Source organism: Enterobacter sp. 04-C-12-SI-ECC (assembly GCF_047530715.1).
Classification (GTDB): domain Bacteria; phylum Pseudomonadota; class Gammaproteobacteria; order Enterobacterales; family Enterobacteriaceae; genus Enterobacter; species Enterobacter bugandensis.
This window is the reverse complement of the sequence record NZ_JBLKDI010000034.1, coordinates 1-26223: the sequence shown is the minus strand read 5'-3', so window position 1 is coordinate 26223 and position 26223 is coordinate 1. Positions and strand designations below refer to the sequence as shown.

At 50.8% G+C, this 26223-nt stretch carries 46 protein-coding genes and 1 pseudogene; 7 read left to right on the top strand and 40 right to left on the bottom strand.

Going from position 1 to position 26223, the window contains the following annotated elements; all coding sequences use genetic code 11:
* Positions 1-290: 290 nt before the first annotated feature.
* Complete coding sequence (locus tag ACMWL8_RS24420) at positions 291-845, top strand: gamma carbonic anhydrase family protein (RefSeq protein ID WP_414751621.1); 555 nt, start codon at positions 291-293, stop codon at positions 843-845.
* Here ACMWL8_RS24420 and ACMWL8_RS24415 read toward each other — a convergent pair.
* The 6 genes from ACMWL8_RS24415 to dprA are packed head-to-tail and all read right to left on the bottom strand — an operon-like array spanning position 821 to position 4604.
* Complete coding sequence (locus ACMWL8_RS24415; protein WP_028014624.1) at positions 821-1069, bottom strand: DUF1488 domain-containing protein; 249 nt, start codon at positions 1067-1069, stop codon at positions 821-823. The genes ACMWL8_RS24420 and ACMWL8_RS24415 overlap by 25 nt on opposite strands.
* Positions 1066-1884 carry a shikimate dehydrogenase gene (gene aroE, locus ACMWL8_RS24410; RefSeq protein WP_045261296.1) on the bottom strand — a complete coding sequence of 273 codons (819 nt, stop codon included), beginning with the start codon at positions 1882-1884 and terminating at the stop codon, positions 1066-1068. The genes ACMWL8_RS24415 and aroE overlap by 4 nt, the downstream gene beginning before the upstream one ends.
* Before the next feature lie 4 nt (positions 1885-1888).
* Positions 1889-2461 carry an L-threonylcarbamoyladenylate synthase type 1 TsaC gene (gene tsaC / locus ACMWL8_RS24405; RefSeq protein WP_045261295.1) on the bottom strand — a complete coding sequence of 191 codons (573 nt, stop codon included), beginning with the start codon at positions 2459-2461 and terminating at the stop codon, positions 1889-1891.
* The gene (locus tag ACMWL8_RS24400; protein WP_028014627.1) at positions 2454-3008 is read right to left on the bottom strand and encodes a type I DNA topoisomerase; all 555 of its coding nucleotides are present in this window, start codon (positions 3006-3008) and stop codon (positions 2454-2456) included. Before ACMWL8_RS24400 ends, tsaC begins: the two co-directional genes overlap by 8 nt.
* A gap of 26 nt (positions 3009-3034) precedes the next feature.
* Positions 3035-3508, bottom strand: coding sequence for a DUF494 family protein Smg (gene smg / locus ACMWL8_RS24395; protein ID WP_008503477.1), 474 nt, complete (start codon positions 3506-3508; stop codon positions 3035-3037).
* Positions 3480-4604 (bottom strand): DNA-protecting protein DprA, encoded by a 1125-nt coding sequence (gene dprA, locus ACMWL8_RS24390; RefSeq protein WP_045261293.1) that lies wholly within the window; start codon positions 4602-4604, stop codon positions 3480-3482. The genes smg and dprA overlap by 29 nt, the downstream gene beginning before the upstream one ends.
* 128 nt (positions 4605-4732) lie before the next feature.
* On the opposite strand from dprA, the gene def reads away from it, so the two are divergent.
* From def to mscL, 5 genes are all read left to right on the top strand, one after another.
* On the top strand, positions 4733-5242 hold the full coding sequence (gene def / locus ACMWL8_RS24385; protein WP_006812188.1) for a peptide deformylase: 510 nt from the start codon (positions 4733-4735) through the stop codon (positions 5240-5242).
* Positions 5243-5267: 25 nt separating this feature from the next.
* Complete coding sequence (gene fmt / locus ACMWL8_RS24380; protein ID WP_045261292.1) at positions 5268-6215, top strand: methionyl-tRNA formyltransferase; 948 nt, start codon at positions 5268-5270, stop codon at positions 6213-6215.
* Between the two features lie 52 nt (positions 6216-6267).
* Positions 6268-7554, top strand: a complete 1287-nt coding sequence (gene rsmB, locus ACMWL8_RS24375; protein ID WP_045261291.1) for a 16S rRNA (cytosine(967)-C(5))-methyltransferase RsmB — start codon at positions 6268-6270, stop codon at positions 7552-7554.
* Between the two features lie 22 nt (positions 7555-7576).
* On the top strand, positions 7577-8953 hold the full coding sequence (gene trkA / locus ACMWL8_RS24370; RefSeq protein ID WP_014885463.1) for a Trk system potassium transporter TrkA: 1377 nt from the start codon (positions 7577-7579) through the stop codon (positions 8951-8953).
* A gap of 144 nt (positions 8954-9097) precedes the next feature.
* Positions 9098-9508 (top strand): large-conductance mechanosensitive channel protein MscL, encoded by a 411-nt coding sequence (mscL, locus tag ACMWL8_RS24365; RefSeq protein WP_028014631.1) that lies wholly within the window; start codon positions 9098-9100, stop codon positions 9506-9508.
* On the opposite strand, the gene ACMWL8_RS24360 is transcribed toward mscL, so the two are convergent.
* The 31 genes from ACMWL8_RS24360 to rpsJ all read right to left on the bottom strand — a co-directional run bounded on the left by ACMWL8_RS24360 (position 9509) and on the right by rpsJ (position 24338).
* Positions 9509-9724 (bottom strand): alternative ribosome-rescue factor A, encoded by a 216-nt coding sequence (locus ACMWL8_RS24360; RefSeq protein WP_028014632.1) that lies wholly within the window; start codon positions 9722-9724, stop codon positions 9509-9511. It abuts the gene before it with no gap.
* 57 nt (positions 9725-9781) lie between these two features.
* Entirely contained in the window at positions 9782-10207 is a 426-nt protein-coding gene (gene zntR, locus ACMWL8_RS24355) for a Zn(2+)-responsive transcriptional regulator (protein WP_028014633.1), read from the bottom strand.
* Between the two features lie 2 nt (positions 10208-10209).
* A complete protein-coding gene (locus ACMWL8_RS24350) occupies positions 10210-10578 on the bottom strand; it encodes a DUF1992 domain-containing protein (protein WP_045261290.1) in 369 nt (122 codons plus the stop codon).
* Between the two features lie 107 nt (positions 10579-10685).
* A complete protein-coding gene (gene rplQ / locus ACMWL8_RS24345; protein WP_001216368.1) occupies positions 10686-11069 on the bottom strand; it encodes a 50S ribosomal protein L17 in 384 nt (127 codons plus the stop codon).
* Positions 11070-11109: 40 nt separating this feature from the next.
* On the bottom strand, positions 11110-12099 hold the full coding sequence (locus tag ACMWL8_RS24340; RefSeq protein WP_002919219.1) for a DNA-directed RNA polymerase subunit alpha: 990 nt from the start codon (positions 12097-12099) through the stop codon (positions 11110-11112).
* A gap of 25 nt (positions 12100-12124) precedes the next feature.
* A complete protein-coding gene (gene rpsD, locus ACMWL8_RS24335) occupies positions 12125-12745 on the bottom strand; it encodes a 30S ribosomal protein S4 (protein ID WP_004868345.1) in 621 nt (206 codons plus the stop codon).
* A gap of 32 nt (positions 12746-12777) precedes the next feature.
* Entirely contained in the window at positions 12778-13167 is a 390-nt protein-coding gene (gene rpsK / locus ACMWL8_RS24330; protein ID WP_003863312.1) for a 30S ribosomal protein S11, read from the bottom strand.
* 16 nt (positions 13168-13183) lie between these two features.
* On the bottom strand, positions 13184-13540 hold the full coding sequence (gene rpsM / locus ACMWL8_RS24325; protein WP_013099021.1) for a 30S ribosomal protein S13: 357 nt from the start codon (positions 13538-13540) through the stop codon (positions 13184-13186).
* Positions 13541-13686: 146 nt separating this feature from the next.
* Entirely contained in the window at positions 13687-13803 is a 117-nt protein-coding gene (rpmJ, locus tag ACMWL8_RS24320) for a 50S ribosomal protein L36 (RefSeq protein WP_000868187.1), read from the bottom strand.
* 31 nt (positions 13804-13834) lie between these two features.
* Positions 13835-15166, bottom strand: a complete 1332-nt coding sequence (gene secY / locus ACMWL8_RS24315; RefSeq protein ID WP_003863305.1) for a preprotein translocase subunit SecY — start codon at positions 15164-15166, stop codon at positions 13835-13837.
* A 7-nt stretch (positions 15167-15173) separates the two neighbouring features.
* Positions 15174-15608 (bottom strand): 50S ribosomal protein L15, encoded by a 435-nt coding sequence (gene rplO / locus ACMWL8_RS24310; RefSeq protein ID WP_014885468.1) that lies wholly within the window; start codon positions 15606-15608, stop codon positions 15174-15176.
* 3 nt (positions 15609-15611) lie between these two features.
* Entirely contained in the window at positions 15612-15791 is a 180-nt protein-coding gene (rpmD, locus tag ACMWL8_RS24305; RefSeq protein WP_003863301.1) for a 50S ribosomal protein L30, read from the bottom strand.
* Positions 15792-15797: 6 nt separating this feature from the next.
* Entirely contained in the window at positions 15798-16298 is a 501-nt protein-coding gene (gene rpsE / locus ACMWL8_RS24300; RefSeq protein WP_003863299.1) for a 30S ribosomal protein S5, read from the bottom strand.
* Between the two features lie 14 nt (positions 16299-16312).
* Positions 16313-16666 (bottom strand): 50S ribosomal protein L18, encoded by a 354-nt coding sequence (gene rplR, locus ACMWL8_RS24295; protein WP_003863297.1) that lies wholly within the window; start codon positions 16664-16666, stop codon positions 16313-16315.
* 9 nt (positions 16667-16675) lie between these two features.
* Entirely contained in the window at positions 16676-17209 is a 534-nt protein-coding gene (rplF, locus tag ACMWL8_RS24290) for a 50S ribosomal protein L6 (RefSeq protein ID WP_003863296.1), read from the bottom strand.
* A gap of 12 nt (positions 17210-17221) precedes the next feature.
* Positions 17222-17614, bottom strand: a complete 393-nt coding sequence (gene rpsH, locus ACMWL8_RS24285; RefSeq protein WP_006178918.1) for a 30S ribosomal protein S8 — start codon at positions 17612-17614, stop codon at positions 17222-17224.
* Positions 17615-17644: 30 nt separating this feature from the next.
* The gene (gene rpsN / locus ACMWL8_RS24280) at positions 17645-17950 is read right to left on the bottom strand and encodes a 30S ribosomal protein S14 (RefSeq protein ID WP_003863291.1); all 306 of its coding nucleotides are present in this window, start codon (positions 17948-17950) and stop codon (positions 17645-17647) included.
* Positions 17951-17964: 14 nt separating this feature from the next.
* Positions 17965-18504 (bottom strand): 50S ribosomal protein L5, encoded by a 540-nt coding sequence (gene rplE / locus ACMWL8_RS24275; protein WP_001096202.1) that lies wholly within the window; start codon positions 18502-18504, stop codon positions 17965-17967.
* A gap of 14 nt (positions 18505-18518) precedes the next feature.
* On the bottom strand, positions 18519-18833 hold the full coding sequence (rplX, locus tag ACMWL8_RS24270) for a 50S ribosomal protein L24 (RefSeq protein ID WP_003863287.1): 315 nt from the start codon (positions 18831-18833) through the stop codon (positions 18519-18521).
* 10 nt (positions 18834-18843) lie between these two features.
* On the bottom strand, positions 18844-19215 hold the full coding sequence (rplN, locus tag ACMWL8_RS24265) for a 50S ribosomal protein L14 (protein WP_002919748.1): 372 nt from the start codon (positions 19213-19215) through the stop codon (positions 18844-18846).
* A 166-nt stretch (positions 19216-19381) separates the two neighbouring features.
* Positions 19382-19636 carry a 30S ribosomal protein S17 gene (gene rpsQ / locus ACMWL8_RS24260; protein WP_008503489.1) on the bottom strand — a complete coding sequence of 85 codons (255 nt, stop codon included), beginning with the start codon at positions 19634-19636 and terminating at the stop codon, positions 19382-19384.
* Entirely contained in the window at positions 19636-19827 is a 192-nt protein-coding gene (gene rpmC, locus ACMWL8_RS24255) for a 50S ribosomal protein L29 (protein WP_003863282.1), read from the bottom strand. The genes rpsQ and rpmC overlap by 1 nt, the downstream gene beginning before the upstream one ends.
* Positions 19827-20237 (bottom strand): 50S ribosomal protein L16, encoded by a 411-nt coding sequence (gene rplP, locus ACMWL8_RS24250; protein ID WP_002919759.1) that lies wholly within the window; start codon positions 20235-20237, stop codon positions 19827-19829. The genes rpmC and rplP overlap by 1 nt, the downstream gene beginning before the upstream one ends.
* Before the next feature lie 12 nt (positions 20238-20249).
* Positions 20250-20951: a 30S ribosomal protein S3 gene (gene rpsC, locus ACMWL8_RS24245; protein WP_000529945.1), complete on the bottom strand. Its 702-nt coding sequence runs from the start codon at positions 20949-20951 to the stop codon at positions 20250-20252.
* 17 nt (positions 20952-20968) lie between these two features.
* Positions 20969-21301: a 50S ribosomal protein L22 gene (gene rplV, locus ACMWL8_RS24240; protein WP_002919773.1), complete on the bottom strand. Its 333-nt coding sequence runs from the start codon at positions 21299-21301 to the stop codon at positions 20969-20971.
* A 14-nt stretch (positions 21302-21315) separates the two neighbouring features.
* Positions 21316-21594: a 30S ribosomal protein S19 gene (rpsS, locus tag ACMWL8_RS24235; protein WP_001138117.1), complete on the bottom strand. Its 279-nt coding sequence runs from the start codon at positions 21592-21594 to the stop codon at positions 21316-21318.
* A 16-nt stretch (positions 21595-21610) separates the two neighbouring features.
* Positions 21611-22432: a 50S ribosomal protein L2 gene (gene rplB, locus ACMWL8_RS24230; protein ID WP_000301859.1), complete on the bottom strand. Its 822-nt coding sequence runs from the start codon at positions 22430-22432 to the stop codon at positions 21611-21613.
* 17 nt (positions 22433-22449) lie between these two features.
* Positions 22450-22752, bottom strand: coding sequence for a 50S ribosomal protein L23 (gene rplW, locus ACMWL8_RS24225; RefSeq protein WP_000617546.1), 303 nt, complete (start codon positions 22750-22752; stop codon positions 22450-22452).
* On the bottom strand, positions 22749-23354 hold the full coding sequence (rplD, locus tag ACMWL8_RS24220; protein ID WP_000424395.1) for a 50S ribosomal protein L4: 606 nt from the start codon (positions 23352-23354) through the stop codon (positions 22749-22751). The genes rplW and rplD overlap by 4 nt, the downstream gene beginning before the upstream one ends.
* Positions 23355-23364: 10 nt before the next feature.
* Complete coding sequence (rplC, locus tag ACMWL8_RS24215; RefSeq protein WP_003863274.1) at positions 23365-23994, bottom strand: 50S ribosomal protein L3; 630 nt, start codon at positions 23992-23994, stop codon at positions 23365-23367.
* Positions 23995-24026: 32 nt separating this feature from the next.
* Entirely contained in the window at positions 24027-24338 is a 312-nt protein-coding gene (rpsJ, locus tag ACMWL8_RS24210) for a 30S ribosomal protein S10 (protein WP_001181005.1), read from the bottom strand.
* Between the two features lie 380 nt (positions 24339-24718).
* Here rpsJ and ACMWL8_RS24205 point away from each other — a divergent pair, with 380 nt between their 5' ends.
* On the top strand, positions 24719-25192 hold the full coding sequence (locus ACMWL8_RS24205) for a prepilin peptidase (protein WP_045261298.1): 474 nt from the start codon (positions 24719-24721) through the stop codon (positions 25190-25192).
* Here the strand turns inward: ACMWL8_RS24205 and bfr are convergent.
* The 3 genes and pseudogenes from bfr to tuf all read right to left on the bottom strand — a co-directional run.
* The gene (bfr, locus tag ACMWL8_RS24200; protein WP_028014636.1) at positions 25176-25652 is read right to left on the bottom strand and encodes a bacterioferritin; all 477 of its coding nucleotides are present in this window, start codon (positions 25650-25652) and stop codon (positions 25176-25178) included. The genes ACMWL8_RS24205 and bfr overlap by 17 nt on opposite strands.
* 72 nt (positions 25653-25724) lie before the next feature.
* Positions 25725-25919 (bottom strand): bacterioferritin-associated ferredoxin, encoded by a 195-nt coding sequence (gene bfd, locus ACMWL8_RS24195; protein WP_003863268.1) that lies wholly within the window; start codon positions 25917-25919, stop codon positions 25725-25727.
* A gap of 176 nt (positions 25920-26095) precedes the next feature.
* A pseudogene (gene tuf, locus ACMWL8_RS24190) lies at positions 26096-26223 on the bottom strand (elongation factor Tu); the annotation flags it as partial.

The following is a 26223-nucleotide window of genomic DNA, read 5'->3' as shown; positions in this document are numbered from 1 at the left end:
GTATATTACGCTTTCCTCTTTCAGAGTCAACCCGTTATTTCAGGATTTTTTCTCTTCAACCGACCGGGTTAACTGTGAAGTGATTCACATCCGCCGTGTCGATGGAGGCGCATTATAGGGATCCCAATTTTTAGCACAAGTGTTTTTTAGATCTTTTTTTTCGACTGCTGATTTTCCGCGCTTTTCGCTGAAATCCCGCCCGATCTGCTTAAATATTGACGCATTTTGCCTTGCCTCGATCCAATAATATGATCAAGTCTTCCGTATAGCGCTTATCCTTAGAGGTAGTTATGTGTGCAGTGTTACGCCCTTATAAATATCTGTTCCCCCAAAAAGGCGATCGCGTGATGATCGATGCCACCAGCGTGGTCATTGGTGATGTCCGAATGGCCGATGACGTCAGTATCTGGCCGCTCGTCGCCATCAGGGGAGATGTAAATTATGTGTCGATCGGTGCCCGTACCAATATTCAGGACGGTAGCGTTCTGCATGTTACGCACAAATCCTCTTATAACCCGGAGGGCAATCCCCTCATCATTGGAGAAGATGTTACCGTCGGACATAAAGTGATGCTTCACGGCTGCACTATCGGTAATCGGGTGCTTGTTGGCATGGGATCGATTTTGCTGGATGGCGTGATAGTAGAAGAAGACGTAATGATTGGGGCCGGTAGCCTGGTTCCGCAGAACAAACGTCTGGAAAGTGGTTATCTCTATCTGGGAAGCCCGGTAAAACAGATCCGCCCCCTGAAGGAGGCAGAGATCGAAGGATTAAAATACTCGGCGAACAACTACGTAAAATGGAAGAATGACTATTTGGATCAGGATAACCAAACCCAACCCTGATCGTCTTCCTGCTGCTCGCGGATTAAATCGCTGGCTTCCTCTTCCAGATCCCAGCGATTTTCGCAAAAAACGGCTATCGGGTCTGTGCCGCCAAAACGATGTAACAGCGCTTCTCCATGGATGGCACAGGTAAGCTGCATACCCTGCACCAGCACCGGAAAACAGACCGCCTGCTTATGCTCATCCCAGCTCTCTCTGTCCGGGAAATGAATAGCCTGATTCACGCCGAAAGCTCCTGCTTTAGCTTTTCAATGACCGGCTCGACTGCAGGCAACACCCCGTGCCAGAGCAGTACCGCATGCGCAGCCTGCCCCACCAGCATTCCCAGCCCATCGGCTAACTGTTTCGCACCGTGTTGTTCGCACCAGTTCAGGAAGGGCGTATTCCCTTTCTGATAGAACATGTCATAGAAGTACATGTGCGCGCTGACCAGCGAAGCGGGGATCGCCGGGATCTCGCCACTGATGCCGCTGGATGTGGCATTAATGACAAGATCGAACTCACGTTCGGCAAGATCGTCAAGCGCTACCGCACTTACGCTGCCGGTATGCGCAAACAACGCCGCCAGCGCTTCTGCCCGGGAAAAAGTTCGGTTGGTAATGGTCACCGCACAGTCCAGAGAAAGCAGAGGTAACAGTACTCCCCGCGATGCGCCACCCGCACCAATCAGCAGGACCCGGAACCCAGGTTTAATAAACGACAGTCGTTCCAGATCGCTCAGCAAACCTATTCCGTCGGTGTTGTCGCCCAGAAGACGTCCGTCCTCAAGCCGTTTTAGGGTATTTACTGCACCAGCAAGAGAAGCGCGCTCGGTCAGTTCATCAGCACGTTCGAAAGCTTCCTCTTTAAAAGGAACCGTCACATTTGCACCTTTGCCACCGGCGGCGAAAAAAGCCTCGAGCGTTGGAATAAATGCATCTACCGGTGCCAGTACGCGGCCATAGGGATGGTTTATCTGCAGCTGCTTCGCAAATTGCTGATGGATCAGCGGTGACTTGCTGTGTGCAATCGGATTACCAAAAACAGCATAGGTTTCCATGAGATTACCCCTGGCGAAAACGTTCGCCGGTCAAAGCGTCGCGAATTTCAGACGGATTCAGGCGCCCTCCCGTCTCTCCAACAGCAACCGGGAAGTCATTTCCGAACTGTGCCAACACTTCTTCGGTTGTACGACAAGGTGGCAATCCGGTCAGGTTGGCGCTGGTTGAGACCAGCGGTTTACCAAATGCCAGGCAAAGCTCCACCACCAGCGGATGATCGGTGACGCGAACGGCAAGGGAGTCAAAGCGTCCCGTTAACCAGCGCGGCGTCGTCGGCTGCGCCGGGAAGACGAAGGTTACCGGTCCTGGCCACGCGGAGAAGATTGTCTCGCGCTGCGCCGATGTCAGCATAGAGTCATCAATGTAGGGCTTAAGCTGCTCGTAATTCGCAGCGATCAGAATCAACCCTTTCTCTACGGGTCTTTGTTTTAAGGCAAGCAGGCGGCTCACAGCCGTCTCGCTGTCAGGATCGCAACCGACCCCAAAAACAGCTTCAGTTGGATAGGCGATGACTTTTTCATTTTTCAGTACGTCCACTGCATAAGCAATGGAGCCTGATGGCAGGTTATTATTCACTATTTTGATCCGCCGTAACCGGCTTTCCACATTGTTTGCTGGCGCAGAAGCGTTTCATACCTTGCGCCGTTTTCTTCTCGATAAGTAGCGGATAGTTGCAATGAGGGCAGACGCCCGCTACCGGTTTGAAATTGATAACGAACTGGCATTCAGGGTAGCGATCGCAGGAATGGAAGGTCTTACCATAGCGGGAACGGCGCTGTACCAGCTGACCGCGCTGACACTGAGGACACGCAATAGCCGTTTCATCAGGCTTATCAATTTGTTCCGTATGCTCACATTCCGGATAACGGCTACAGCCAATAAACATACCGAAACGGCCCTGACGTAGCGCGAGTTCACCGCCACAAAGAGGACATAGCTGTCCTTCCAGAATTTTGACGATATGTCCATCCGCCTGGCTTTTCAGAGGACGGACATAATCACATTCCGGATAGTGTGAACAACCGAGAAACGGGCCGTGTTTCCCGGACCGAATAACAAGTTCAGCCCCGCACTGCGGGCAGGGCTCGTTTTTATGCACCGTGAATAGTGCTGATTTGGCCATAACAACTCTTGGTGCTACACATAGAATTAATGCAGCATACCTTCATTCACTTCAAAGAGTAATTCTTCCATTTGCTGATAGGCATTTTCACAGCCCGGGATATTAAACAGAACCATCAGAATCACCCATTTCAGATCTTCCAGTTCAAATTCTGCCGTATCCAGCGCCATGACACGCTCTATCACCATTTCTCTCGTTTCGAGGTTCAGCACCTGAATCTGCTCAAGGAATAAGATGAATCCCCGGCAGCTGGCGTCCAGCCTTTCACACTCTTCTGCGGTATAAATGCGTACTGACAACGGGTCAGAAGCAAGCTGCATCGGTTCGGCGAGGCCTTCCTGATAATCAGCCAGTTTTTCCAGCCACATCAACGCATTATAGATATCTTCCCGCTCAAATCCCGCATCGGTAAGATCCTGTGTCAATTTGTCCTGATCCACTCGCATTTCTGCTTCGTTATGGATGTAAGTCTCAAACAAATACATCAGTACGTCGAACATGGCATGCCCTCCTTAATCGGACATAGCCGCCGGGTACAGCTGCGATCCACCCTGCTAACTCCAGTTCGAGTAGCTGTGCTACCGTTACTGGCACAGGTTGGCCGGCACGTTCAGCGACAACGTCAACAGGTGTTACCTCATCTCCTACGTTAGCCAGGAGCTTGGGAAATGGCAATGCCACCTTTCCCTGATCTGATGAATAATGTCGCTTTTCGGGATCTTCCTGCAGACATTGCAAGCCATATTGCAAATTTTCAAGAATGTCCCGCGCTTCTGTTACCGGCGTCGCACCCTGCTTTATCAGCCAGTGTGGTCCTTCACACCCCGGGTTACCAATCGGGCCGGGTAAGGCGAAAACCTCCCTCCCCTGATCGAGCGCGCATCGTGCAGTGACAAGCGAGCCGCTTCGCACTGCCGCTTCAACGACCAATACACCCTGGCTAAGCCCGCTGATGATTCGATTACGACGCGGAAAGTTTGCCGGCCGGGGCTGCGCCGAAAGAGGGAACTCAGACACTATCGCCCCGTCAGCTTCGATAAGCCGCATAGCCAGCGCCTGATGCCGACGGGGATAAATGCTAAACAGGCCGTTCCCCAGTACGGCCACGCTACGCCCGTTTACAGACAGCGCGGCGTTATGAGCAACACCGTCTATACCGCAGGCCAGTCCGCTGGTGATTGTGAAACCACTTTGCGAAAGTTGTTCGCACAGAATTTTCCCCCATCGTTCTCCATACCATGAAGGCGCACGGCTACCCACGACCGCCAGCTGGGCAGCATTAAGCGTTTCAGGGTTACCTTTCACGGATAATGCACCGGGATAATCAGGAATTGCTCGAAGTAAAGGAGGATAAAGTGGATGGGTTGCCGTCAATAAATGATTTCCCGGCTGCTCAAGCCACACCAGACTACGCTCCAGCTCACCCTCATCTGGGGCAAAGAACCGTTCAGCCTGTTTTGCTGACAGCCCAGCGTCTCTGACAGCGGAAGCATCGATATTTTTTTGCTTGTGCAGCCGTGCAGCCGCTTTCAGCATTCCATCGCCACATAATGAACCTGTGTGTATTAGCCGTAGCCATATCTCGATAGACGTCATCCTTTCCCCCTGCCATAAGCGGCCTGCGCAATCATTGCGATTGGTCACTGATGCTGTCAATCGACCCGGGATTTGTCTAGAATAGAAGTAATATTCTTATCAACTCCTGAACACGACTCTGGAAATTTATGGCAGTTTTGCAAGTGTTACATATTCCGGACGAGCGCCTTCGCATCGTCGCTGAACCGGTTAAAGAAGTGAATGCAGAAATCCAGCGTATCGTTGATGATATGTTCGATACCATGTACGCCGAAGAAGGCATTGGCCTGGCGGCGACGCAGGTAGACATTCACAAGCGTATTATCGTGATCGACGTTTCTGAAAATCGCGACGAGCGTCTGGTGCTGATCAACCCTGAATTGCTTGAGAAGAGCGGTGAAACGGGCATTGAGGAAGGTTGTCTTTCTATTCCGGAACAGCGCGCTTTGGTGCCACGAGCCGAAAAAGTGAAAATTCGCGCTTTGGATCGTGACGGTAATCCGTTCGAACTGGAAGCAGATGACCTGCTGGCAATTTGCATTCAGCATGAGATGGATCACCTGGTCGGTAAGCTTTTTATCGATTACCTCTCGCCGTTGAAACAGCAGCGTATTCGTCAAAAAGTAGAGAAACTGGATCGTTTGCGCTCTCGCGCATAACGTCCCCCCGGATACAAGGATCATCGTGTCTAAATCACTACGTATTATCTTCGCGGGAACCCCTGATTTTGCAGCGCGTCATCTTGACGCGCTGTTATCTTCTGGTCACCAGGTTGTCGGCGTCTTTACCCAGCCGGACCGTCCGGCTGGCCGCGGTAAAAAACTGATGCCGAGCCCGGTAAAGGTGCTGGCAGAAGAGCATGGGCTTCCTGTTTTCCAGCCCGCATCCTTACGCCCTCAGGAAAATCAGCAGCTGGTTGCTGACCTGAACGCCGACGTAATGGTCGTGGTGGCTTACGGTTTAATTCTGCCAAAAGCGGTGCTTGATATGCCTCGTCTGGGTTGTATCAACGTGCACGGCTCCTTGCTCCCGCGCTGGCGTGGTGCGGCACCTATCCAGCGCTCCCTGTGGGCGGGGGATGCTGAAACCGGCGTCACAATCATGAAGATGGACGTAGGTTTAGACACTGGCGACATGCTGCATAAACTGGCGTGCCCTATTACTGCAGACGATACCAGCGCTACGCTGTATGACAAACTTGCAGGCCTCGGTCCGCAAGGGCTTATCGAGACGCTGCAGCAGCTTGCTGATAATACGGCGAAACCGGAAGTTCAGGATGAGGCGCTGGTGACGTATGCTGAAAAACTGAGTAAAGAAGAAGCCCGGCTCGACTGGTCCTTGTCTGCCGCTCAACTTGAACGCTGCATCCGCGCTTTTAATCCGTGGCCGATGAGCTGGATGGAGATTGATGAGCAGCCAGTGAAAGTCTGGAAAGCGTCAGTCATTAATGGCAATACGACTGCTGAACCCGGCACGATTATCGACGCCAGCAAGAACGGTATCCAGGTTGCGACAGCAGAAGGGATCCTGAATCTTGAATCGCTGCAACCGGCCGGTAAGAAAGCCATGAGCGCTCAGGATCTATTAAATTCCCGTCGCGAATGGTTTATACCGGGTAATCGTCTTGCCTAATCCAATATATGCTTAAAGCCCGGTGTTTCCGGGCATTTTTATTTTTATAGTTATGAAAAAACAAAATCTACGCAGTATGGCGGCCAAAGCCGTTGAGCAGGTTATCGAGCAGGGCCAGTCATTGAGTAACATCCTGCCTCCCCTGCAACAAAAGGTATCTGATAAAGACAAAGCTCTGCTCCAGGAACTCTGCTTTGGCGTCCTGCGCACCCTTTCTCAGCTTGAGTGGCTCATTAATAAGCTGATGTCGCGCCCAATGACAGGCAAACAGCGCACCGTGCATTATTTGATTATGGTGGGGTTTTATCAGCTTCTTCATACCCGCATTCCACCTCACGCCGCGCTGGCTGAAACGGTGGAAGGTGCCGTTGCGATTAAACGCCCTCAGTTGAAAGGGCTGATCAACGGCGTACTGCGTCAGTTCCAGCGTCAGCAGGATGAGCTACTGACTGAATTTGCACAAAGCGAAACACGTTTTCTGCACCCGGACTGGCTGCTGAATCGTCTTAAAAAAGCGTATCCGCAGCAATGGCAAAACATTGCCGAAGCGAATAATCAACGCCCACCTATGTGGTTACGCGTCAACCGTAATCACCACACCCGTGACGCATGGCTGGCATTACTGGAAGAAACCGGAATGAGTGGATTCACGCATGCAGCCTATCCGGATGCCGTGCGTTTAGCCTCCCCTGCACCGGTACATGCTTTACCTGGCTTTGATGAAGGCTGGGTGACCGTACAGGATGCCTCGGCTCAGGGTTGCATGACCTGGCTTGAACCAGCAAACGGGGAACAGATCCTCGATCTTTGCGCCGCGCCTGGCGGAAAAACAACGCACATTCTTGAAGTCGCTCCGCAGGCCAGCGTAATGGCCGTCGATGTCGATGAGCAGCGCCTGTCACGCGTTTACGACAACCTCAAGCGTCTGGGCATGAAGGCTCAGGTTAAGCAGGGCGACGGACGCAAGCCCGCAGAATGGTGTGGTGAAACCCAGTTTGACCGCATTTTGCTGGATGCGCCCTGCTCTGCAACAGGCGTGATTCGTCGCCATCCGGATATCAAGTGGCTGCGCCGCGATCGCGATATCAAGGAACTTGCCCAACTGCAATCGGACATACTTGACGCAATCTGGCCACATCTTAAACCCGGCGGCACGCTGGTTTATGCAACCTGCTCCGTATTGCCAGAAGAAAACAGCCAGCAAATCGCGGCCTTCCTTAAACGTACCCCGGACGCAACGCTGCGCGATACGGGAACACCTGAATGCCCGGGCCAGCAAAACCTGCCGGGCGCGGAAGAAGGCGATGGCTTCTTTTACGCTAAGCTAATCAAAGAGTGATGTTGAGAACAGGTCACGAGATATGAAAATTATCATTCTGGGCGCAGGACAAGTGGGCGGAACGCTGGCGGAAAACCTGGTTGGCGAAAACAACGACATCACAATCGTTGATACCAACGGGGATCGTCTGCGCGTTTTACAGGACAAATTTGACCTTCGCGTTGTGCAGGGCCATGGCTCACACCCGCGCGTGCTACGCGAGGCGGGCGCCGACGATGCAGACATGCTCGTTGCGGTGACCAGTTCTGACGAAACCAATATGGTGGCCTGTCAGGTGGCCTACTCGCTTTTCAACACCCCTAACCGAATCGCGCGCATCCGTTCTCCGGACTATGTCCGCGATGCTGAGAAGCTCTTTAATTCAGAAGCGGTTCCTATTGACCATCTCATCGCGCCAGAACAGCTGGTTATCGACAATATCTATCGTTTGATCGAATATCCAGGCGCACTGCAGGTGGTGAACTTTGCCGAAGGTAAGGTCAGTCTTGCCGTCGTTAAGGCCTATTACGGCGGCCCGTTGATCGGCAATGCGCTTTCCACAATGCGTGAGCACATGCCGCATATCGATACGCGCGTCGCCGCCATTTTCCGCCACGACAGACCTATTCGCCCTCAAGGCTCCACGATTGTCGAAGCGGGGGATGAGGTCTTCTTCATTGCGGCCTCTCAGCATATTCGTGCGGTGATGAGTGAGTTGCAGCGTCTCGAAAAGCCTTATAAACGCATTATGCTGGTCGGCGGTGGCAATATCGGCGCGGGCCTGGCGCGAAGGCTGGAAAAAGACTACAGCGTGAAATTGATCGAGCGCGATCAACAGCGTGCTTCTGAGCTGGCGGAAAAACTGCAAAATACGATCGTATTTTATGGCGACGCGTCGGATCAGGAATTATTGGCTGAAGAGCATATTGATCAAGTTGATCTCTTTATTGCCGTCACCAACGATGACGAGGCGAATATTATGTCCGCCATGCTCGCCAAACGTATGGGAGCAAAGAAGGTCATGGTGCTTATCCAGCGCAAGGCGTATGTCGACCTGGTTCAGGGCAGCGTTATTGATATTGCCATTTCACCGCAGCAGGCGACCATTTCCGCTCTGCTGAGCCATGTACGTAAAGCGGACATTGTCGGCGTTTCATCTCTGCGTCGCGGGGTGGCAGAAGCCATTGAAGCGGTAGCTCATGGAGATGAAACCACGTCACGCGTTGTGGGCCGTGCCATCGACGAAATTAAGCTGCCGCCGGGCACTATTATCGGCGCCGTAGTGCGCGGGAATGACGTTATGATCGCCAATGATAATTTGCGTATTGAGCAAGGCGACCACGTAATTATGTTCCTTACCGATAAAAAATTTATTACCGACGTCGAACGTTTATTCCAGCCTAGTCCATTCTTCCTTTAAAACGTCGGGGCTCTCAATAGAGCCCCCGCACTTTACCCTCTTTATTTCTGTGCCTTTTATTTTCATAACGTTTAATTATCCCGAATGGCAATTGGCTAATCATTTGTTAAACTTATAGTCGTCAGCTGGCACAAGGAGAACATAATGAGTTTTATTAAAGAATTTCGCGAATTTGCGATGCGCGGGAACGTGGTTGATTTGGCAGTGGGTGTCATTATTGGTGCGGCATTCGGCAAGATTGTTTCATCATTAGTAGCGGACATCATCATGCCACCTTTAGGGCTGCTAATCGGGGGCATTGATTTCAAACAGTTCGCGTTCACACTGCGTGAAGCCCAGGGTGATATCCCGGCAGTTGTAATGCACTACGGCGTGTTTATCCAGAACGTATTTGATTTCGTGATTGTGGCGTTTGCTATCTTTATGGCTATCAAGCTGATTAACCGGCTCAACCGTAAAAAAGAAGAGCCTGCAGCAGCGCCTGCACCAACGAAAGAAGAAGTGTTACTGAGTGAAATTCGCGATCTGTTAAAAGAGCAGAATAACCGCGTTTAATCAGCAGTTAAAAGCAGGAAGGCCAGTGGTAAATAAGCGATTCGCTTGCTTGCCACTGGCCTCCCAGTTACCCCGTTTTGCATGTTTGTCTTTACGCAGATAACTCCCCTTACCTTTTTTATTCTTTTCAACGCGCTGTCGAAAAAGCGGGTCGTGAAGTAAAGCCTCGATGGCATTATCTTTAATTTGTCCCTTCGTGTGCTGATAGCGGCTCATAATTTCTCCTGAGCATGGTTTATGACGACGGAAGTCTAGACCCGAGTAGATTAAAAATCAACATCCCCGAGTTTCTCCACTGGCTCCCTGTTCAAGGGCTTCCAGAATTGAACAATAAATACTGCTATGAGCCGTTCCGCAGCAGGCATCATTCAACCTTTGCAAAGAGCGCTGCATGGTTTGCAGTTCCAGAATACGGGCTTCAACTTCATCAAGCCGGGCTTGCACGATGCTTTTGGATTCCTGACAAGTGTGATGCTCAGGATCGATGCGGATCGATAATAACTCGCGGATCGAATCAAGCGTGAAGCCAAGCTGTCGGGCGTAGCGTATGAATCTCAGACGCTGCAGATCGTTATCGGTATAAAGCCGAAAGCCGCCTTCCGTGCGTACCTCATGATCGATCATCTGCTGCTTTTCGTAATATCGGATAGTGTCCGGCGTTACGTTCGCGAGCTTTGCAAGTTCACCGATACGGTACATCGCTACTCCTCGTTTATCTTCTTCATCAATATTTCACCGTATTCCCCATGCAGGAATTCCGTGCTCATTCCTGCCTGGCGCAGCTTGAGCTCTATCAGGGCAAGCCTGCGGCTAAGTTCTTTATGTCGAGGATCGTCCTGACGGATCCCTTTTAGCAGATCGACAAGTTCAACAGCCTCTCTACGCTGCTCAAGCTCGGGCGGGAGGCAGCCAGCATTTTTTAGCAAACGGTATACAGCCCGGAGTTCAGGCGCAATATGCGAATCATCTTCCAGTTCAAGAGGTTCGCCGCTCCCGGGAAGATTGTCGAAATCGCCTTTAATTTGGGCATCGCGAATATGGCGTTCTGCCCACTGGTCAAGCAACCACATCATCAGCTCCAGGGGATGAACAAAATTGATACAGGTATTGTAGAGAAGTGGGGATAATGCGGATATAAAAAAACCCGCCGAGGCGGGTTTTTTTACGTTACTGCAGATTACTCTGCAGCAGCTTCTGCTTTCTCTGAACGATCAACCAGCTCGATGTAAGCCATCGGCGCGTTGTCGCCTGCACGGAAACCACACTTCAGAATGCGAGTGTAACCACCGGCACGGCTCGCGAAACGCGGGCCCAGTTCGTTAAACAGTTTTGCCACGATCTCGTTATCACGAGTACGGGCGAATGCCAGACGACGATTAGCAACGCTGTCAGTCTTGGCAAGAGTAATCAGCGGCTCAACTACGCGACGCAGCTCTTTCGCTTTAGGCAGGGTCGTCTTGATGATTTCATGACGAACCAGTGAACCTGCCATGTTGCGGAACATAGCCTGGCGATGGCTGCTGTTGCGGTTCAGTTGACGACCACTCTTACGATGGCGCATGACCTTATCCTTCTCAGTAAAACCTTAACCTGTGATCCGGTTACTCGTCAGCAATGCTTGCCGGTGGCCAGTTTTCCAGGCGCATGCCCAGAGACAGACCACGTGAAGCCAGCACGTCTTTAATCTCGGTAAGAGATTTTTTACCCAGGTTCGGCGTTTTCAGCAACTCAACCTCGGTACGCTGTACCAGATCACCGATATAGTGGATAGCTTCTGCCTTGAGGCAGTTAGCAGAGCGGACAGTCAATTCGAGATCGTCAACAGGGCGCAGCAGGATCGGATCGAATTCTGGTTTCTCTTCTTTCACTTCTGGCTGACGTACATCACGTAAGTCAACGAAAGCTTCCAGTTGTTCTGCCAGGATGGTTGCCGCACGACGAATCGCCTCTTCAGGATCGATTGTGCCGTTGGTTTCCATTTCGATGACCAGCTTGTCCAGGTCGGTACGCTGTTCTACACGCGCTGCTTCAACATTGTAGGCAATACGCTCTACAGGGCTGTAGCATGCGTCGACCAGCAGACGGCCGATTGGGCGCTCATCTTCTTCCGAATGAATTCGGGCAGAAGCCGGCACATAACCACGACCGCGCTGAACTTTGATACGCATGCTAATAGCTGCGTTCTCATCGGTCAGGTGGCAGATCACGTGCTGCGGCTTGACGATTTCAACATCACCGTCGTGGGTGATGTCGGCTGCAGTCACAGGGCCAATGCCAGATTTATTCAGAGTAAGAATAACTTCATCTTTACCCTGAACTCTCACCGCCAGCCCTTTCAGGTTGAGCAGGATTTCAAGGATATCTTCCTGAACGCCTTCTTTGGTGCTGTACTCATGAAGTACACCATCAATCTCAACCTCGGTCACCGCGCAACCCGGCATCGATGAGAGCAGAATACGGCGCAGTGCGTTACCCAGAGTATGGCCAAAGCCACGCTCTAAAGGCTCAAGGGTCACCTTGGCGTGCGTCGAACTCACTTGCTCGATATCTACCAGGCGCGGTTTTAGAAACTCTGTCACAGAACCCTGCATTGTGTCCTCTCTTTGGTACTAAGCTTTACTTGGAGTAAAGCTCGACGATCAGGTGTTCGTTAATGTCCGCAGACAGATCAGAACGCTCAGGCTGACGCTTGAACGTACCTTCCATCTTGCCAGCATCAACTTCCAGCCAGGTTGGCTTTTCACGCTGCTCAGCCAGCTCCAGAGCGGCCTTCACGCGAGATTGCTTTTTCGCTTTCTCACGAATGCTAACAACGTCATTCGCTTTAACCTGATAAGAAGCGATGTTAACAACACGACCGTTTACCATGATTGCTTTGTGGCTAACCAGCTGACGTGATTCAGCACGAGTAGCGCCGAAGCCCATACGGTATACAACGTTGTCCAGACGACCTTCCAGCAGAGCCAGCAGGTTTTCACCTGTGTTGCCTTTCAGACGTGCTGCTTCTTTATAGTAGTTACGGAACTGACGCTCCAGCACACCGTACATACGGCGAACTTTTTGCTTTTCACGCAACTGCACACCATAGTCAGACAGACGCGGTTTACGCGCACCGTGCTGGCCAGGAGCTTGTTCAATTTTACACTTGGTATCGATCGCGCGAACGCCAGACTTAAGGAATAAGTCGGTGCCCTCACGACGGCTCAGCTTGAGCTTAGGACCCAAATATCTTGCCATTTTCTATCTCCAACTAACCTAAAAAACGAGCGTTATACGCGACGTTTTTTCGGCGGACGACAACCGTTATGAGGGATCGGAGTCACATCAGTAATATTCGTGATGCGGAAACCAGCGGCGTTCAGAGCGCGAACAGTAGATTCACGACCCGGACCCGGACCTTTAACCATAACTTCCAGATTCTTGATGCCGTATTCTTTTACGGCTTCAGCGCAACGCTCTGCTGCAACCTGAGCTGCGAACGGAGTGGATTTGCGAGAACCACGGAAACCGGAACCACCGGCTGTTGCCCAACCCAATGCGTTACCCTGACGATCAGTAATAGTAACGATGGTGTTGTTGAAAGAAGCATGGATATGAGCCACGCCGTCAGAGACTTGTTTTCTTACACGTTTACGTGCACGAACTGGTGCCTTTGCCATTATTCAATCACCCCGATTATTTCTTGATCGGTTTGCGCGGACCCTTACGGGTACGTGCGTTGGTCTTAGTACGCTGACCGCGCACTGGCAGACCACGACGATGACGCAAACCGCGATAGCAACCAAGATCCATCAGGCGCTTGATGCTCATGCTGATTTCACGGCGCAGATCACCTTCAACGACAAATTTGGCAACTTCGTCACGCAGCGTGTCGATTTGTCCTTCAGACAGCTCACTGATCTTAACATCTTCAGCGATACCCGCTGCAGCCAGGATGGCTTTAGAACGGGTCTTGCCGATGCCGTAGATCGAAGTTAATGCGATCACAGCATGTTTCTGATCAGGAATGTTAATGCCTGCTATACGGGCCACTATGCACTCCTACTATTTAATATGTACGCACCATGCTGAAAAGCCCGTTTTCAGGATACTCAAATGGAAACGTACAGACATACAAAAGATTGGCTGGCTAATCTAGCCAGCTCAACCCAACTTTGCAAGAAAAATATGCGAAATAATCAGCCTTGGCGCTGTTTATGCTTCGGCTCGGCACTGCAAATCACACGGATGACACCATCACGCTTAACGATTTTGCAGTTACGGCATAATTTCTTGACGGAAGCACGAACTTTCATTTTTACTCTCCGTAACTTCTCAGGCGACCAATTAGCGGCCGTAGCCTTTCAGGTTCGCCTTCTTCAATGCAGACTCATACTGACTGGACATCATCAGAGTTTGCACTTGAGCCATAAAGTCCATAATCACGACAACAACGATAAGCAGTGAGGTCCCACCGAAGTAGAACGGTACTTTCATTGCATCACGCATGAACTCCGGGATCAGGCAGATAAAAGTAATATAAAGCGCACCAACCAAAGTCAGGCGGGTCATTACTTTATCGATATACTTCGCCGTTTGCTCTCCCGGACGAATTCCTGGTACAAATGCACCGGACTTCTTCAGGTTATCTGCTGTTTCACGCGGGTTGAAGACCAACGCCGTGTAGAAGAAACAGAAGAAGATGATCGCAGACGCATAGAGTAACACATAAAGTGGTTGCCCAGGCTGCAAATACAGCGAAATTGTTGTCAGCCAGTTCCAACCAGTACCGCCCCCGAACCATGACGCGATGGTTGCCGGGAACAGAATAATACTGGAAGCGAAGATAGCCGGGATAACCCCCGCCATATTCACTTTCAGCGGTAAATGTGTGCTCTGTGCAGCATAGACACGACGACCCTGCTGACGCTTAGCGTAGTTCACCACAATGCGGCGTTGACCACGTTCAACGAAGACAACAAAGAACGTCACTGCAAATACTAATACTGCAACCAACAGCAACAGGAGGAAGTGCAGGTCGCCTTGACGCGCTTGCTCGATAGTATGGGCGATGGCCGGCGGGAGTCCCGCAACGATACCGGCGAAGATAATGATTGAGATACCGTTACCGATACCACGCTCAGTAATCTGTTCGCCGAGCCACATCAGGAACATCGTCCCTGTGACCAGACTAACAACAGCGGTGAAATAGAATGCAAAGCCTGGGTTTAATACCAGGCCCTGCATACCAGGCATATTCGGCAGACCGGTAGCAATACCGATCGACTGGAATATTGCCAGCACCAGAGTACCGTAACGGGTGTACTGACTAATCTTACGACGTCCAGACTCCCCTTCTTTCTTCAGCTCTGCCAGGGCCGGATGAACGACCGTCAGCAGCTGGATAATAATCGATGCCGAAATGTACGGCATAATACCCAGAGCAAAGATAGAAGCACGGCTGAGAGCACCACCAGAGAACATGTTGAACATTTCAATGATGGTGCCTCGCTGTTGCTCAAGCAGTTTGGCAAGTACAGCGGCATCGATACCAGGGATCGGAATAAAAGAGCCAATACGGAACACAATCAGCGCGCCGATAACAAACAGCAGTCTGCGTTTCAGCTCGCCAAATCCACCTTTGGCACTTTGAAAATCTAATCCCGGTTGCTTAGCCATCTGCTACTTATTCCTCAATTTTACCGCCAGCAGCTTCGATAGCAGCACGAGCACCTTTAGTAACACGCAGGCCACGAACAGTTACCGGAGTAGAAACTTCACCAGACAGGATCACTTTCGCGAACTCAATCTGAATACCGATAATGTTAGCCGCTTTCAGCGTGTTCAGGTCTACAACGCCGCCTTCAACTTTCGCCAGGTCAGACAGACGGATTTCCGCTGTGATCGCTGCTTTGCGAGAGGTGAAGCCGAACTTCGGCAGACGACGGTACAGTGGCATCTGGCCACCCTCGAAACCGCGACGTACGCCACCGCCAGAACGAGAGTTCTGACCTTTGTGACCACGACCACCGGTTTTGCCGAGGCCAGAACCGATACCACGACCCAGGCGTTTACCCGCCTTTTTAGAGCCTTCGGCCGGAGACAGAGTATTTAAACGCATCTCTTACTCCTCAACTTTAACCATGAAGTAAACCGCGTTGACCATACCACGAACAGCAGGAGTATCCTCGCGCTCAACGGTATGACCAATACGACGCAGACCCAGGCCAAGCAGCGTTGCCTTGTGTTTCGGCAGACGACCGATTGCACTGCGGGTTTGAGTGATTTTAATAGTCTTTGCCATGGTCAATTACCCCAGAATTTCTTCAACGGATTTACCACGCTTGGCAGCGACCATTTCTGGAGAATTCATATTTTCCAGGCCATCAATAGTTGCACGAACCACGTTGATCGGGTTGGTGGAACCATATGCTTTAGCCAGAACGTTATGAACCCCAGCAACTTCCAGAACGGCGCGCATTGCACCACCGGCGATGATACCGGTACCTTCTGAAGCTGGCTGCATGAATACACGAGAACCCGTGTGAACACCTTTAACTGGGTGCTGCAGGGTGCCGTTGTTCAGCGCGACGTTAATCATATTGCGACGGGCTTTTTCCATCGCTTTCTGGATCGCTGCTGGAACTTCACGCGCTTTACCGTAACCAAAACCAACGCGACCGTTACCATCGCCTACTACAGTCAGAGCTGTGAAGGAGAAAATACGACCACCTTTAACGGTTTTAGATACGCGGTTTACCGCGATCAGCTTTTCCTGCAGTTCGCCAGCCTGTTTTTCGATGTGAGCCATCTTACACCTCTACCTTAGAACTGAAGGCCAGCTTCACGGGCAGCATCTGCCAGTGCCTGGACACGACCATGATATTGGAACCCGGAACGGTCAAAGGAAACATTGCTGATGCCTTTTTCCAGAGCGCGTTCTGCAACAGCTTTACCTACAGCTGCAGCGGCGTCTTTGTTACCGGTGTACTTCAATTGTTCTGAGATAGCTTTTTCTACAGTAGAAGCAGCTACCAGAACTTCAGAACCGTTCGGTGCAATTACCTGTGCGTAAATATGACGCGGGGTACGATGTACCACCAGGCGAGTTGCACCCAGCTCTTTGAGCTTGCGGCGTGCGCGGGTCGCACGACGGATACGAGCAGATTTCTTATCCATAGTGTTACCTTACTTCTTCTTAGCCTCTTTGGTACGCACGACTTCGTCGGCGTAACGAACACCCTTGCCTTTGTAAGGCTCAGGACGACGGTAGGCGCGCAGATCTGCTGCAACCTGACCGATCAGCTGTTTATCAGCGCCTTTCAGCACGATTTCAGTTTGAGTCGGACATTCTGCAGTGATACCGGCCGGCAGCGGATGCTCAACAGGGTGTGAGAAGCCCAGAGACAGGCCTACTGCATTCCCTTTGATAGCTGCACGATAACCTACACCAACCAGCTGAAGCTTTTTAGTGAAGCCTTCGGTAACACCAACAACCATTGAGTTCAGCAGGGCACGCGCGGTACCAGCCTGAGCCCATCCATCCACGAAACCATCACGTGGACCGAAGGTCAGAGCGTTATCTGCATGTTTAACTTCAACAGCTTTGTTGAGGGTACGAGTCAGCTCGCCGTTTTTACCTTTGATCGTAATAACCTGACCGTCGATTTTTACATCAACGCCGGCAGGAATAACGACCGGTGCTTTAGCAACACGAGACATTCTTTCCTCCGATTAGGCTACGTAGCAGATAATTTCGCCACCAAGACCAGCCTGGCGCGCTGCACGATCAGTCATAACACCTTTAGAGGTAGAAACAACTGCGATACCAAGGCCAGCCATAACTTTTGGCAGCTCATCTTTTTTCTTATAGATGCGCAGACCTGGGCGGCTGACACGCTGAATGCTTTCTACAACAGCTTTACCCTGGAAATACTTGAGAGTAAGTTCCAGTTCCGGCTTGGTGTCGCCTTCAACTTTAAAATCTTCGATAAAACCTTCTTCCTTCAGCACGTTGGCAATTGCCACTTTCAGCTTGGCGGAAGGCATGGTGACCGCAACTTTGTTCGCGGCCTGACCGTTACGGATACGGGTCAGCATATCCGCGATCGGATCTTGCATGCTCATCTGTCTTTACTCCCGTGATTCAATTGGTAATTACCAGCTAGCCTTTTTCAAGCCTGGCACTTCACCGCGCATGGCGGCTTCACGCAGTTTGATACGGCTCAACCCAAACTTGCCCACATAACCATGTGGACGACCTGTTTGACGACAGCGGTTACGCTGACGAGACGGGCTGGAATCACGCGGCAGAGACTGCAGCTTGAGAACCGCATTCCAACGATCTTCGTCGGAAGCGTTCACATCAGAAATGATCGCTTTCAGTTCAGCGCGTTTAGCGAAGAATTTATCAGCTAAAGCTACGCGCTTTACTTCGCGTGCTTTCATTGATTGCTTAGCCATTCAGTAACCCTACCTTACTTGCGGAACGGGAAGTCAAAGGCAGCCAGCAGAGCACGGCCTTCTTCGTCAGATTTCGCAGTAGTGGTAATGGTAATATCCAAACCACGCACGCGGTCGACTTTATCGTAGTCGATTTCTGGGAAGATGATCTGCTCACGGACACCCATGCTGTAGTTACCACGACCGTCGAAAGACTTCGCGGACAGGCCACGGAAGTCACGGATACGTGGAACAGCAATAGTGATCAGGCGCTCAAAGAACTCCCACATGCGTTCGCCACGCAGAGTTACTTTACAGCCGATCGGATAGCCCTGACGGATTTTGAAGCCTGCAACAGATTTGCGTGCTTTGGTGATCAGCGGTTTTTGACCGGAGATTGCTGTCAGATCAGCTGCTGCGTTATCCAGCAGTTTCTTGTCAGCGATCGCTTCACCAACACCCATGTTCAGGGTGATCTTCTCGACCCGAGGGACTTGCATGACAGAATTGTAGTTAAACTCGGTCATGAGTTTCTTAACTACTTCGTCTTTGTAGTAATCATGCAGTTTCGCCATCGTACTACTCCAAATTACTTGATAGTTTCGCTGTTAGACTTGAAGAAACGGACTTTTTTGCCGTCTTCGAATCTAAAGCCTACACGGTCAGCCTTACCGGTAGCCGCATTGAAGATTGCAACGTTAGAAACCTGAATAGCAGCTTCTTTTTCAACGATGCCGCCTGGTTGGTTCAGGGCCGGAACCGGCTTCTGATGTTTCTTAACCAGGTTGATACCTTCAACGACAAGTTTGCCGGAAGACAGAACATTTTTTACTTTACCGCGTTTACCTTTATCTTTACCGGTTAACACGATAACTTCGTCATCACGACGGATTTTCGCTGCCATGATTCGCTCCTTAGAGTACTTCTGGTGCCAGAGAGATAATTTTCATGAACTTCTCAGTACGAAGTTCACGAGTTACCGGCCCAAAGATACGCGTGCCGATAGGCTGCTCGCTGTTATTGTTTAAAATAACGCATGCATTACCATCGAAGCGAATGACAGAACCGTCAGGGCGACGAACACCCTTCTTGGTGCGCACCACTACCGCCTTCAGCACATCACCTTTTTTGACCTTACCACGTGGAATTGCTTCCTTGATGGTGATCTTGATGATGTCGCCTACGCCTGCGTAGCGACGGTGCGAGCCACCCAGAACCTTGATACACATTACGCGACGTGCACCGGAGTTGTCGGCGACGTTCAGCATAGTCTGTTCTTGGATCATTTTAGTGCTCCGCTAATGTCAACTACTACCTGAGACTCTAAAATCAGAGCCGTTAAAAAGCCCCATATCGAGGGCGCGGCATTATAACACCGCTTCTGCAATATGGGTAGAAAAAATAAACGGCTCATCGCTGAGCCGTTTATTCGTATTGAGAAGGCGTACTGTATTACAGAACCGCTTTCTCTACAACGCGAACCAGCGTCCAGGACTTAGTCTTGGACAGTGGACGGCATTCACGGATTTCAACCTTGTCGCCGATACCACATTCGTTGTTCTCGTCATGTACGTGCAGTTTGGTCGTACGCTTGATGAATTTACCGTAGATCGGGTGTTTCACAATACGTTCGATAGCTACAACAATGGATTTCTCCATTTTGTCGCTAACAACACGACCTTGCAGAGTACGGATTTTATCGGTCATTACGCACCCGCCTTCTGAGTCAGTAAAGTCTTAACGCGTGCAACATTGCGACGCACTTGCTTCAGCAGGTGAGTCTGTTGCAGCTGGCCACTTGCAGCCTGCATGCGCAGGTTGAACTGCTCACGCAGCAGGTTCAGCAGCTCAGCGTTCAGCTCTTCAACGCTTTTTTCACGCAGCTCTTTTGCTTTCATTACATCACCGTCTTAGTTACAAAGGTGGTTTTGATAGGCAGTTTCGCTGCTGCCAGGCCGAAGGCTTCACGGGCCAGCTCTTCCGGAACACCGTCCATTTCATAAAGGACTTTGCCCGGTTGGATCAAGGCAACCCAGTACTCCACGTTACCTTTACCTTTACCCATACGAACTTCCAGTGGCTTCTCGGTGATCGGTTTGTCCGGGAATACACGGATCCAGATCTTACCTTGACGCTTAACTGCACGGGTCATTGCACGACGTGCTGCTTCGATCTGACGTGCAGTCAGACGACCACGGCCAACAGCTTTCAGACCGAAAGTGCCGAAGCTAACATCCGTACCCTGCGCCAGACCACGGTTGCGGCCTTTGTGCACTTTACGGAATTTTGTACGCTTTGGTTGTAACATCAGCGACGCTCCTTATTTACGGCCTTTACGCTGCTGCTTTTTAGGTTGAGCAGCCGGTTTTTCCGGTTGTTCAACAGCAGCCATACCACCCAGGATCTCACCTTTGAAGATCCATACCTTAACGCCGATTACACCGTAAGTGGTGTGCGCTTCAGAGGTGTTGTAGTCGATGTCAGCACGCAGAGTGTGCAGCGGTACGCGACCTTCACGGTACCATTCGGTACGTGCGATTTCCGCGCCGCCCAGACGGCCGCTAACTTCAACTTTGATACCTTTAGCGCCCAGACGCATTGCGTTCTGTACAGCACGCTTCATAGCACGACGGAACATAACACGACGTTCCAGCTGAGAAGTGATGCTGTCAGCAACCAATTTAGCGTCCAGTTCAGGCTTACGAACTTCAGCGATATTGATCTGTGCAGGAACGCCAGCGATATCCGCTACGACCTTGCGCAGTTTTTCTACGTCTTCGCCTTTCTTACCGATAACGATGCCAGGACGAGCAGTGTGAATAGTCACACGGATGCTCTTCGCTGGACGCTCGATAACGATACGAGATACAGACGCTTTAGCCAGTTCCTTAGTCAGGTACTGACGTACTTTAAAATCGCTGTCCAGGTTGTCAGCGAATTCTTTGGTGTTCGCAAACCAGGTAGAGTTCCATGGTTTTACAATACCCAGGCGAATACCATTAGGATGTACTTTCTGACCCATTGCTAGTCTCCAGAGTCTCAGCGATCGGACACAACCACAGTAATGTGGCTGGTGCGCTTCAGGATGCGATCTGCACGACCTTTCGCACGCGGCATAATGCGCTTCATGCTTGGGCCTTCATCTACGAAAATTTTCGCAACTTTCAGATCGTCGATGTCAGCGCCATCGTTGTGTTCAGCGTTAGCAATGGCAGATTCCAGTACTTTCTTGACCAATACCGCAGCTTTCTTGTTGGTATAGGTCAGGATGTCCAGGGCCTGCGACACTTTCTTACCGCGAATCAGGTCAGCAACAAGGCGAACCTTCTGTGCAGAAGAACGAGCATGGCGATGTTGAGCTAAAGTTTCCATCTCTTCCTCCTACCTTATTTCTTCTTCGCTTTTTTATCAGCAGCGTGGCCGCGATAAGTACGAGTCGGTGCGAATTCACCCAGTTTGTGACCAACCATTTCGTCGGTAACAAAGACTGGAACGTGCTGACGACCATTATGGACAGCGATGGTCAAACCGATCATGTTAGGAAAGATCGTTGAACGACGGGACCAAGTGCGCAGGGGCTTCTTGTCTCCGCTTTCCACCGCTTTCTCTACCTTCTTCAGCAAGTGCAGGTCAATAAAAGGACCTTTCTTGAGAGAACGTGGCATGGCTTATCCTCTAAAATTATTTGCTACGGCGACGTACGATAAATTTATCAGTACGCTTGTTGCTGCGGGTCTTCTTACCTTTGGTCTGAACGCCCCACGGAGTTACCGGGTGCTTACCAAAGTTACGACCTTCACCACCACCATGTGGGTGGTCGACTGGGTTCATCGCAGTACCGCGAACGGTAGGACGAACACCACGCCAGCGTGCAGCACCAGCTTTACCCAGAACGCGCAGCATATGCTCAGCATTGCCAACTTCGCCCAGAGTAGCGCGGCAGTCTGCTTCGACTTTACGCATTTCACCAGAACGCAGACGCAGAGTGACATAAGCACCGTCACGCGCAACGATCTGAACGTAAGTACCAGCGGAACGTGCCAGCTGACCGCCTTTACCTGGTTTCATTTCTACGTTATGAACGGTAGAACCAACCGGGATATTGCGCATCGGCAGGGTGTTGCCTGCTTTGATTGCAGCATCAACGCCAGACTGAATCTGGTCGCCAGCTTTCAGGCCTTTAGGGGCCAGGATGTAACGGCGTTCGCCGTCTTTGTACAAAACCAGCGCGATGTTCGCGGAACGGTTCGGATCGTACTCAAGACGTTCAACAACTGCTGGGATACCGTCTTTGTTGCGTTTGAAGTCAACAATACGATAAGCCTGCTTGTGGCCACCACCGATGTGACGAGTGGTGATACGGCCATTGTTGTTACGACCACCGGATTTGCTGTTTTTTTCCAGCAACGGAGCAAAAGGTTTGCCCTTGTGCAGCTCAGGGTTAACCACTTTAACTACGTGGCGACGACCCGGAGATGTCGGTTTACATTTAACAACTGCCATTGTATTACTCCTCCGACTTACTCAGCGCCGCCAACGAAGTCCAGGTTCTGGCCTTCTTTCAGGGTGACGTAAGCTTTTTTCCAGTCGCTACGACGACCGATACGCTGTCCGTGACGTTTAACTTTCCCTTTAACTACCAGGGTGTTAACGACTTCGACTTCGACTTCAAACAGTTTCTGCACAGCAGCTTTGATCTCTGCTTTGGTCGCGTCTTTAGCAACTTTGAGAACGATGGTGTTTGTTTTTTCCATCGCAGTAGACGCTTTTTCAGAAACGTGCGGTGCGCGAAGCACCTTCAGCAGACGTTCTTCACGAATCATGCCAGCATCTCCTCAACTTGCTTAACAGCATCAGCAGTCATTACGACTTTGTCGAAGGCGATCAGGCTAACCGGGTCGATACCAGTCGCATCGCGTACGTCAACCTTGTGCAGGTTACGTGCGGCCAGGAACAGGTTCTCGTCCAGCTCACCGGTGATGATCAGCACATCTTCCAGAGCCATGTCTTTCAGTTTCTGTGCCAGCAGCTTAGTTTTAGGCGCTTCAACAGAGAACTTCTCGACAACGATCAGACGATCCTGACGTACCAGTTCGGACAGGATGCTTTTCAGCGCGCCGCGGTACATCTTTTTGTTAACTTTTTGACTGTGGTCCTGTGGACGCGCAGCGAAGGTCACGCCACCTGAACGCCAGATCGGGCTCTTGATAGAACCTGAACGCGCACGGCCGGTACCTTTCTGGCGCCATGGCTTTTTGCCAGAACCAGTTACTTCAGCACGAGTCTTCTGAGCACGAGTACCCTGACGAGCACCAGCTGCATAAGCAACAACAACCTGGTGAACCAGCGCTTCGTTGAAATCACGACCGAAGGTAGTTTCGGAAACAGTCAGCGCGCTCTGCGCGTCTTTCAATACTAATTCCATTGCTATCCCCTTACGCCTTCACAGCTGGTTTAACGATCAGGTCGCTACCGGTTGCACCCGGGACCGCACCTTTAACCAGCAGCAGGTTGCGCTCAGCGTCAACACGTACTACGTCCAGGCTCTGAACGGTTACACGTTCGTTACCCAGCTGACCTGCCATTTTCTTGCCTTTGAACACTTTGCCCGGAGTCTGGTTCTGACCGATAGAACCCGGAACGCGGTGAGACAAGGAGTTACCGTGAGTAGCGTCCTGGGTACGGAAGTTCCAGCGCTTAACGGTACCAGCAAAACCTTTACCTTTAGAGGTACCGGTTACGTCAACTTTTTTAACGTCAGCAAACAGCTCAACGCTAATGTCCTGACCTACGGTGAACTCTTCGCCTTCAGCAAGACGGAATTCCCACAGACCACGGCCAGCTTCTACGCCAGCTTTAGCGAAGTGACCCGCTTCTGGTTTGGTTACACGGTTAGCTTTTTTAGCACCAGTGGTAACCTGAATAGCGCGGTAGCCATCGTTAGCCAGATCTTTAACCTGAGTAACGCGGTTTGCTTCAACTTCGATTACGGTTACTGGGATAGAAACGCCATCTTCAGTGAAGATGCGGGTCATACCCACTTTTTTACCGACTAAACCAATCATTGTTTCAACCTCTCAATCGCTCGATGACCTGATTAACCCAGGCTGATCTGCACGTCTACACCGGCAGCCAGATCCAGACGCATCAGAGCATCAACGGTTTTCTCAGTTGGCTCAACGATGTCAACCAGACGCTTGTGAGTGCGGATTTCGTACTGATCGCGCGCGTCTTTGTTGACGTGCGGGGAGATCAGAACGGTGAAGCGCTCTTTGCGGGTCGGCAGCGGGATCGGACCACGGACTTGCGCACCAGTGCGCTTAGCAGTCTCGACGATTTCCGCGGTTGATTGATCGATCAGACGATGATCAAACGCTTTAAGGCGGATACGGATTCTTTGGTTCTGCATGAGACCAGAGCTCCAATTATTTTATAAACGAAAATGATTACTCCTCAAACCCATTACGATTGATGGGAGAGTGTAACCGTTCTTACGTAGCCCCCCAATTGGGAGCATTGTTGAGTAACAAAATGAGCTACTCTGGTTCTGATTGAACCCGCCGTCAATTACGACAAGCCCGCGCATTATACGTAAATCAGTGAAAGACGCAAGTGCCGTTTAGAAATTAAGCGTCAAAGGCTCAGTATGCGTAGGACTGCGCAACTTTTTACGCCGTATATCCTTTCTGATTTTTTTATTTGAAGCCGCTACGCAATTGTTGTTTTTGTGCGTTGCCGGACAGGCAGATTGTAACGAGTATGCGCTCAAAACCTTTTGAGGCCTTTTCCATGCTAACCACCCTCCCCTTCCTGATGATCTATTTTTCTCTGACGGCCTTAATCGTATGCGCTGATATTCGCGACGGTTTACTGCCCGATAAATTTATCTGCCCGCTGCTCTGGACGGGCCTGCTCTACCAGGTCTTTATCCATCCTGATTTTCTGCCGAGTGCCGTAATGGGAGCGGTGGCTGGATATCTTGGTTTTGCCTTGATTTACTGGGGCTATCGGCTTATCTGCCGGCGGGAAGGAATGGGATATGGCGATGTGAAGTATCTGGCAGGACTTGGTGCGTGGCATGGCTGGTGCATACTGCCTACGCTGGCGTTACTCGCCGCGCTTATGGCGCTGCTTTGCATTCTTGTTTTTTCGTTTCTCACTTCAGAGAAAGGTGCATTAAAAAACCCACTGCCTTTTGGACCATTTCTGGCAGCAGCGGGTTTGTGCGTTGGATGGGAAAATCTGATTAATTTTCCACTTTGATCTGAGACTGTAGGTAGTTCTGAAGGCCAATTTTGCTAATGAGATCCAGTTCGGTTTCCAGCCAGTCAATGTGGCCTTCTTCATCGGCAAGGATCTGGATCATCATATCGCGGCTCACATAGTCATGGACGCTGTCAGCATAAGCAATGGCTTCGCGCAGATCTTTCGCACCTTCCAGCTCCAGCCGGAGGTCAGAACGCAGCATCTCTTCGACATCCTCACCGATGCCAAGCTTGCCGAGATCCTGCAGGTTTGGGATGCCTTCAAGAAATAAGATACGCTCGATGTATTTATCGGCGTGTTTCATCTCATCTATAGATTCATGGTACTCAACGTCATTCAGACGTGTCAGACCCCAGTTTTTAAACATTCTCGCGTGAAGAAAGTACTGGTTGATTGCGACAAGCTCATTTCCCAATAATTTATTGAGATAACTTATGATTTTAACATCACCTTTCATTATATAGTCCCTCCGCTTCCACTCATTGAAGCGTAGAACGGGCTACGGGGATGTCAAAAAAAAGATAGAGGCTTACGCGATCTCTTTGAATTCCGGGATCTGCATCAGTTCGTCCTGCATGATCTCACGCGCTGCGCGAACGCATTTACCGCATTGATTTCCCACCGGAACAAATTTGCGAAGCTGCTGGAAAGATTGTGGCTGAAACTGGCGAACGGCCTGACGAATTTTTTTGTCGCTTACACCATTACATAAACAAACGTACATAGAGACTCCCGTTCAAAATATGCGCAAAGTGTAAGTGAGAATGGTTATGATTACAATAGCACATACGCCAGGATACGGGCCGGGAGCGGTTAAAAAATGCGAAATTTTGTGACAAGGAAAGGTACAGAAAACAAAAAAGGACGCCGAAGCGTCCTTTTTTATTCAGGGATAATTAATTAGCCCAGAACTTTAGCAACAACGCCCGCGCCAACGGTACGGCCGCCTTCACGGATTGCGAAACGCAGACCGTCGTCCATCGCGATTGGGTGGATCAGAGTCACAACCATCTTGATGTTGTCGCCTG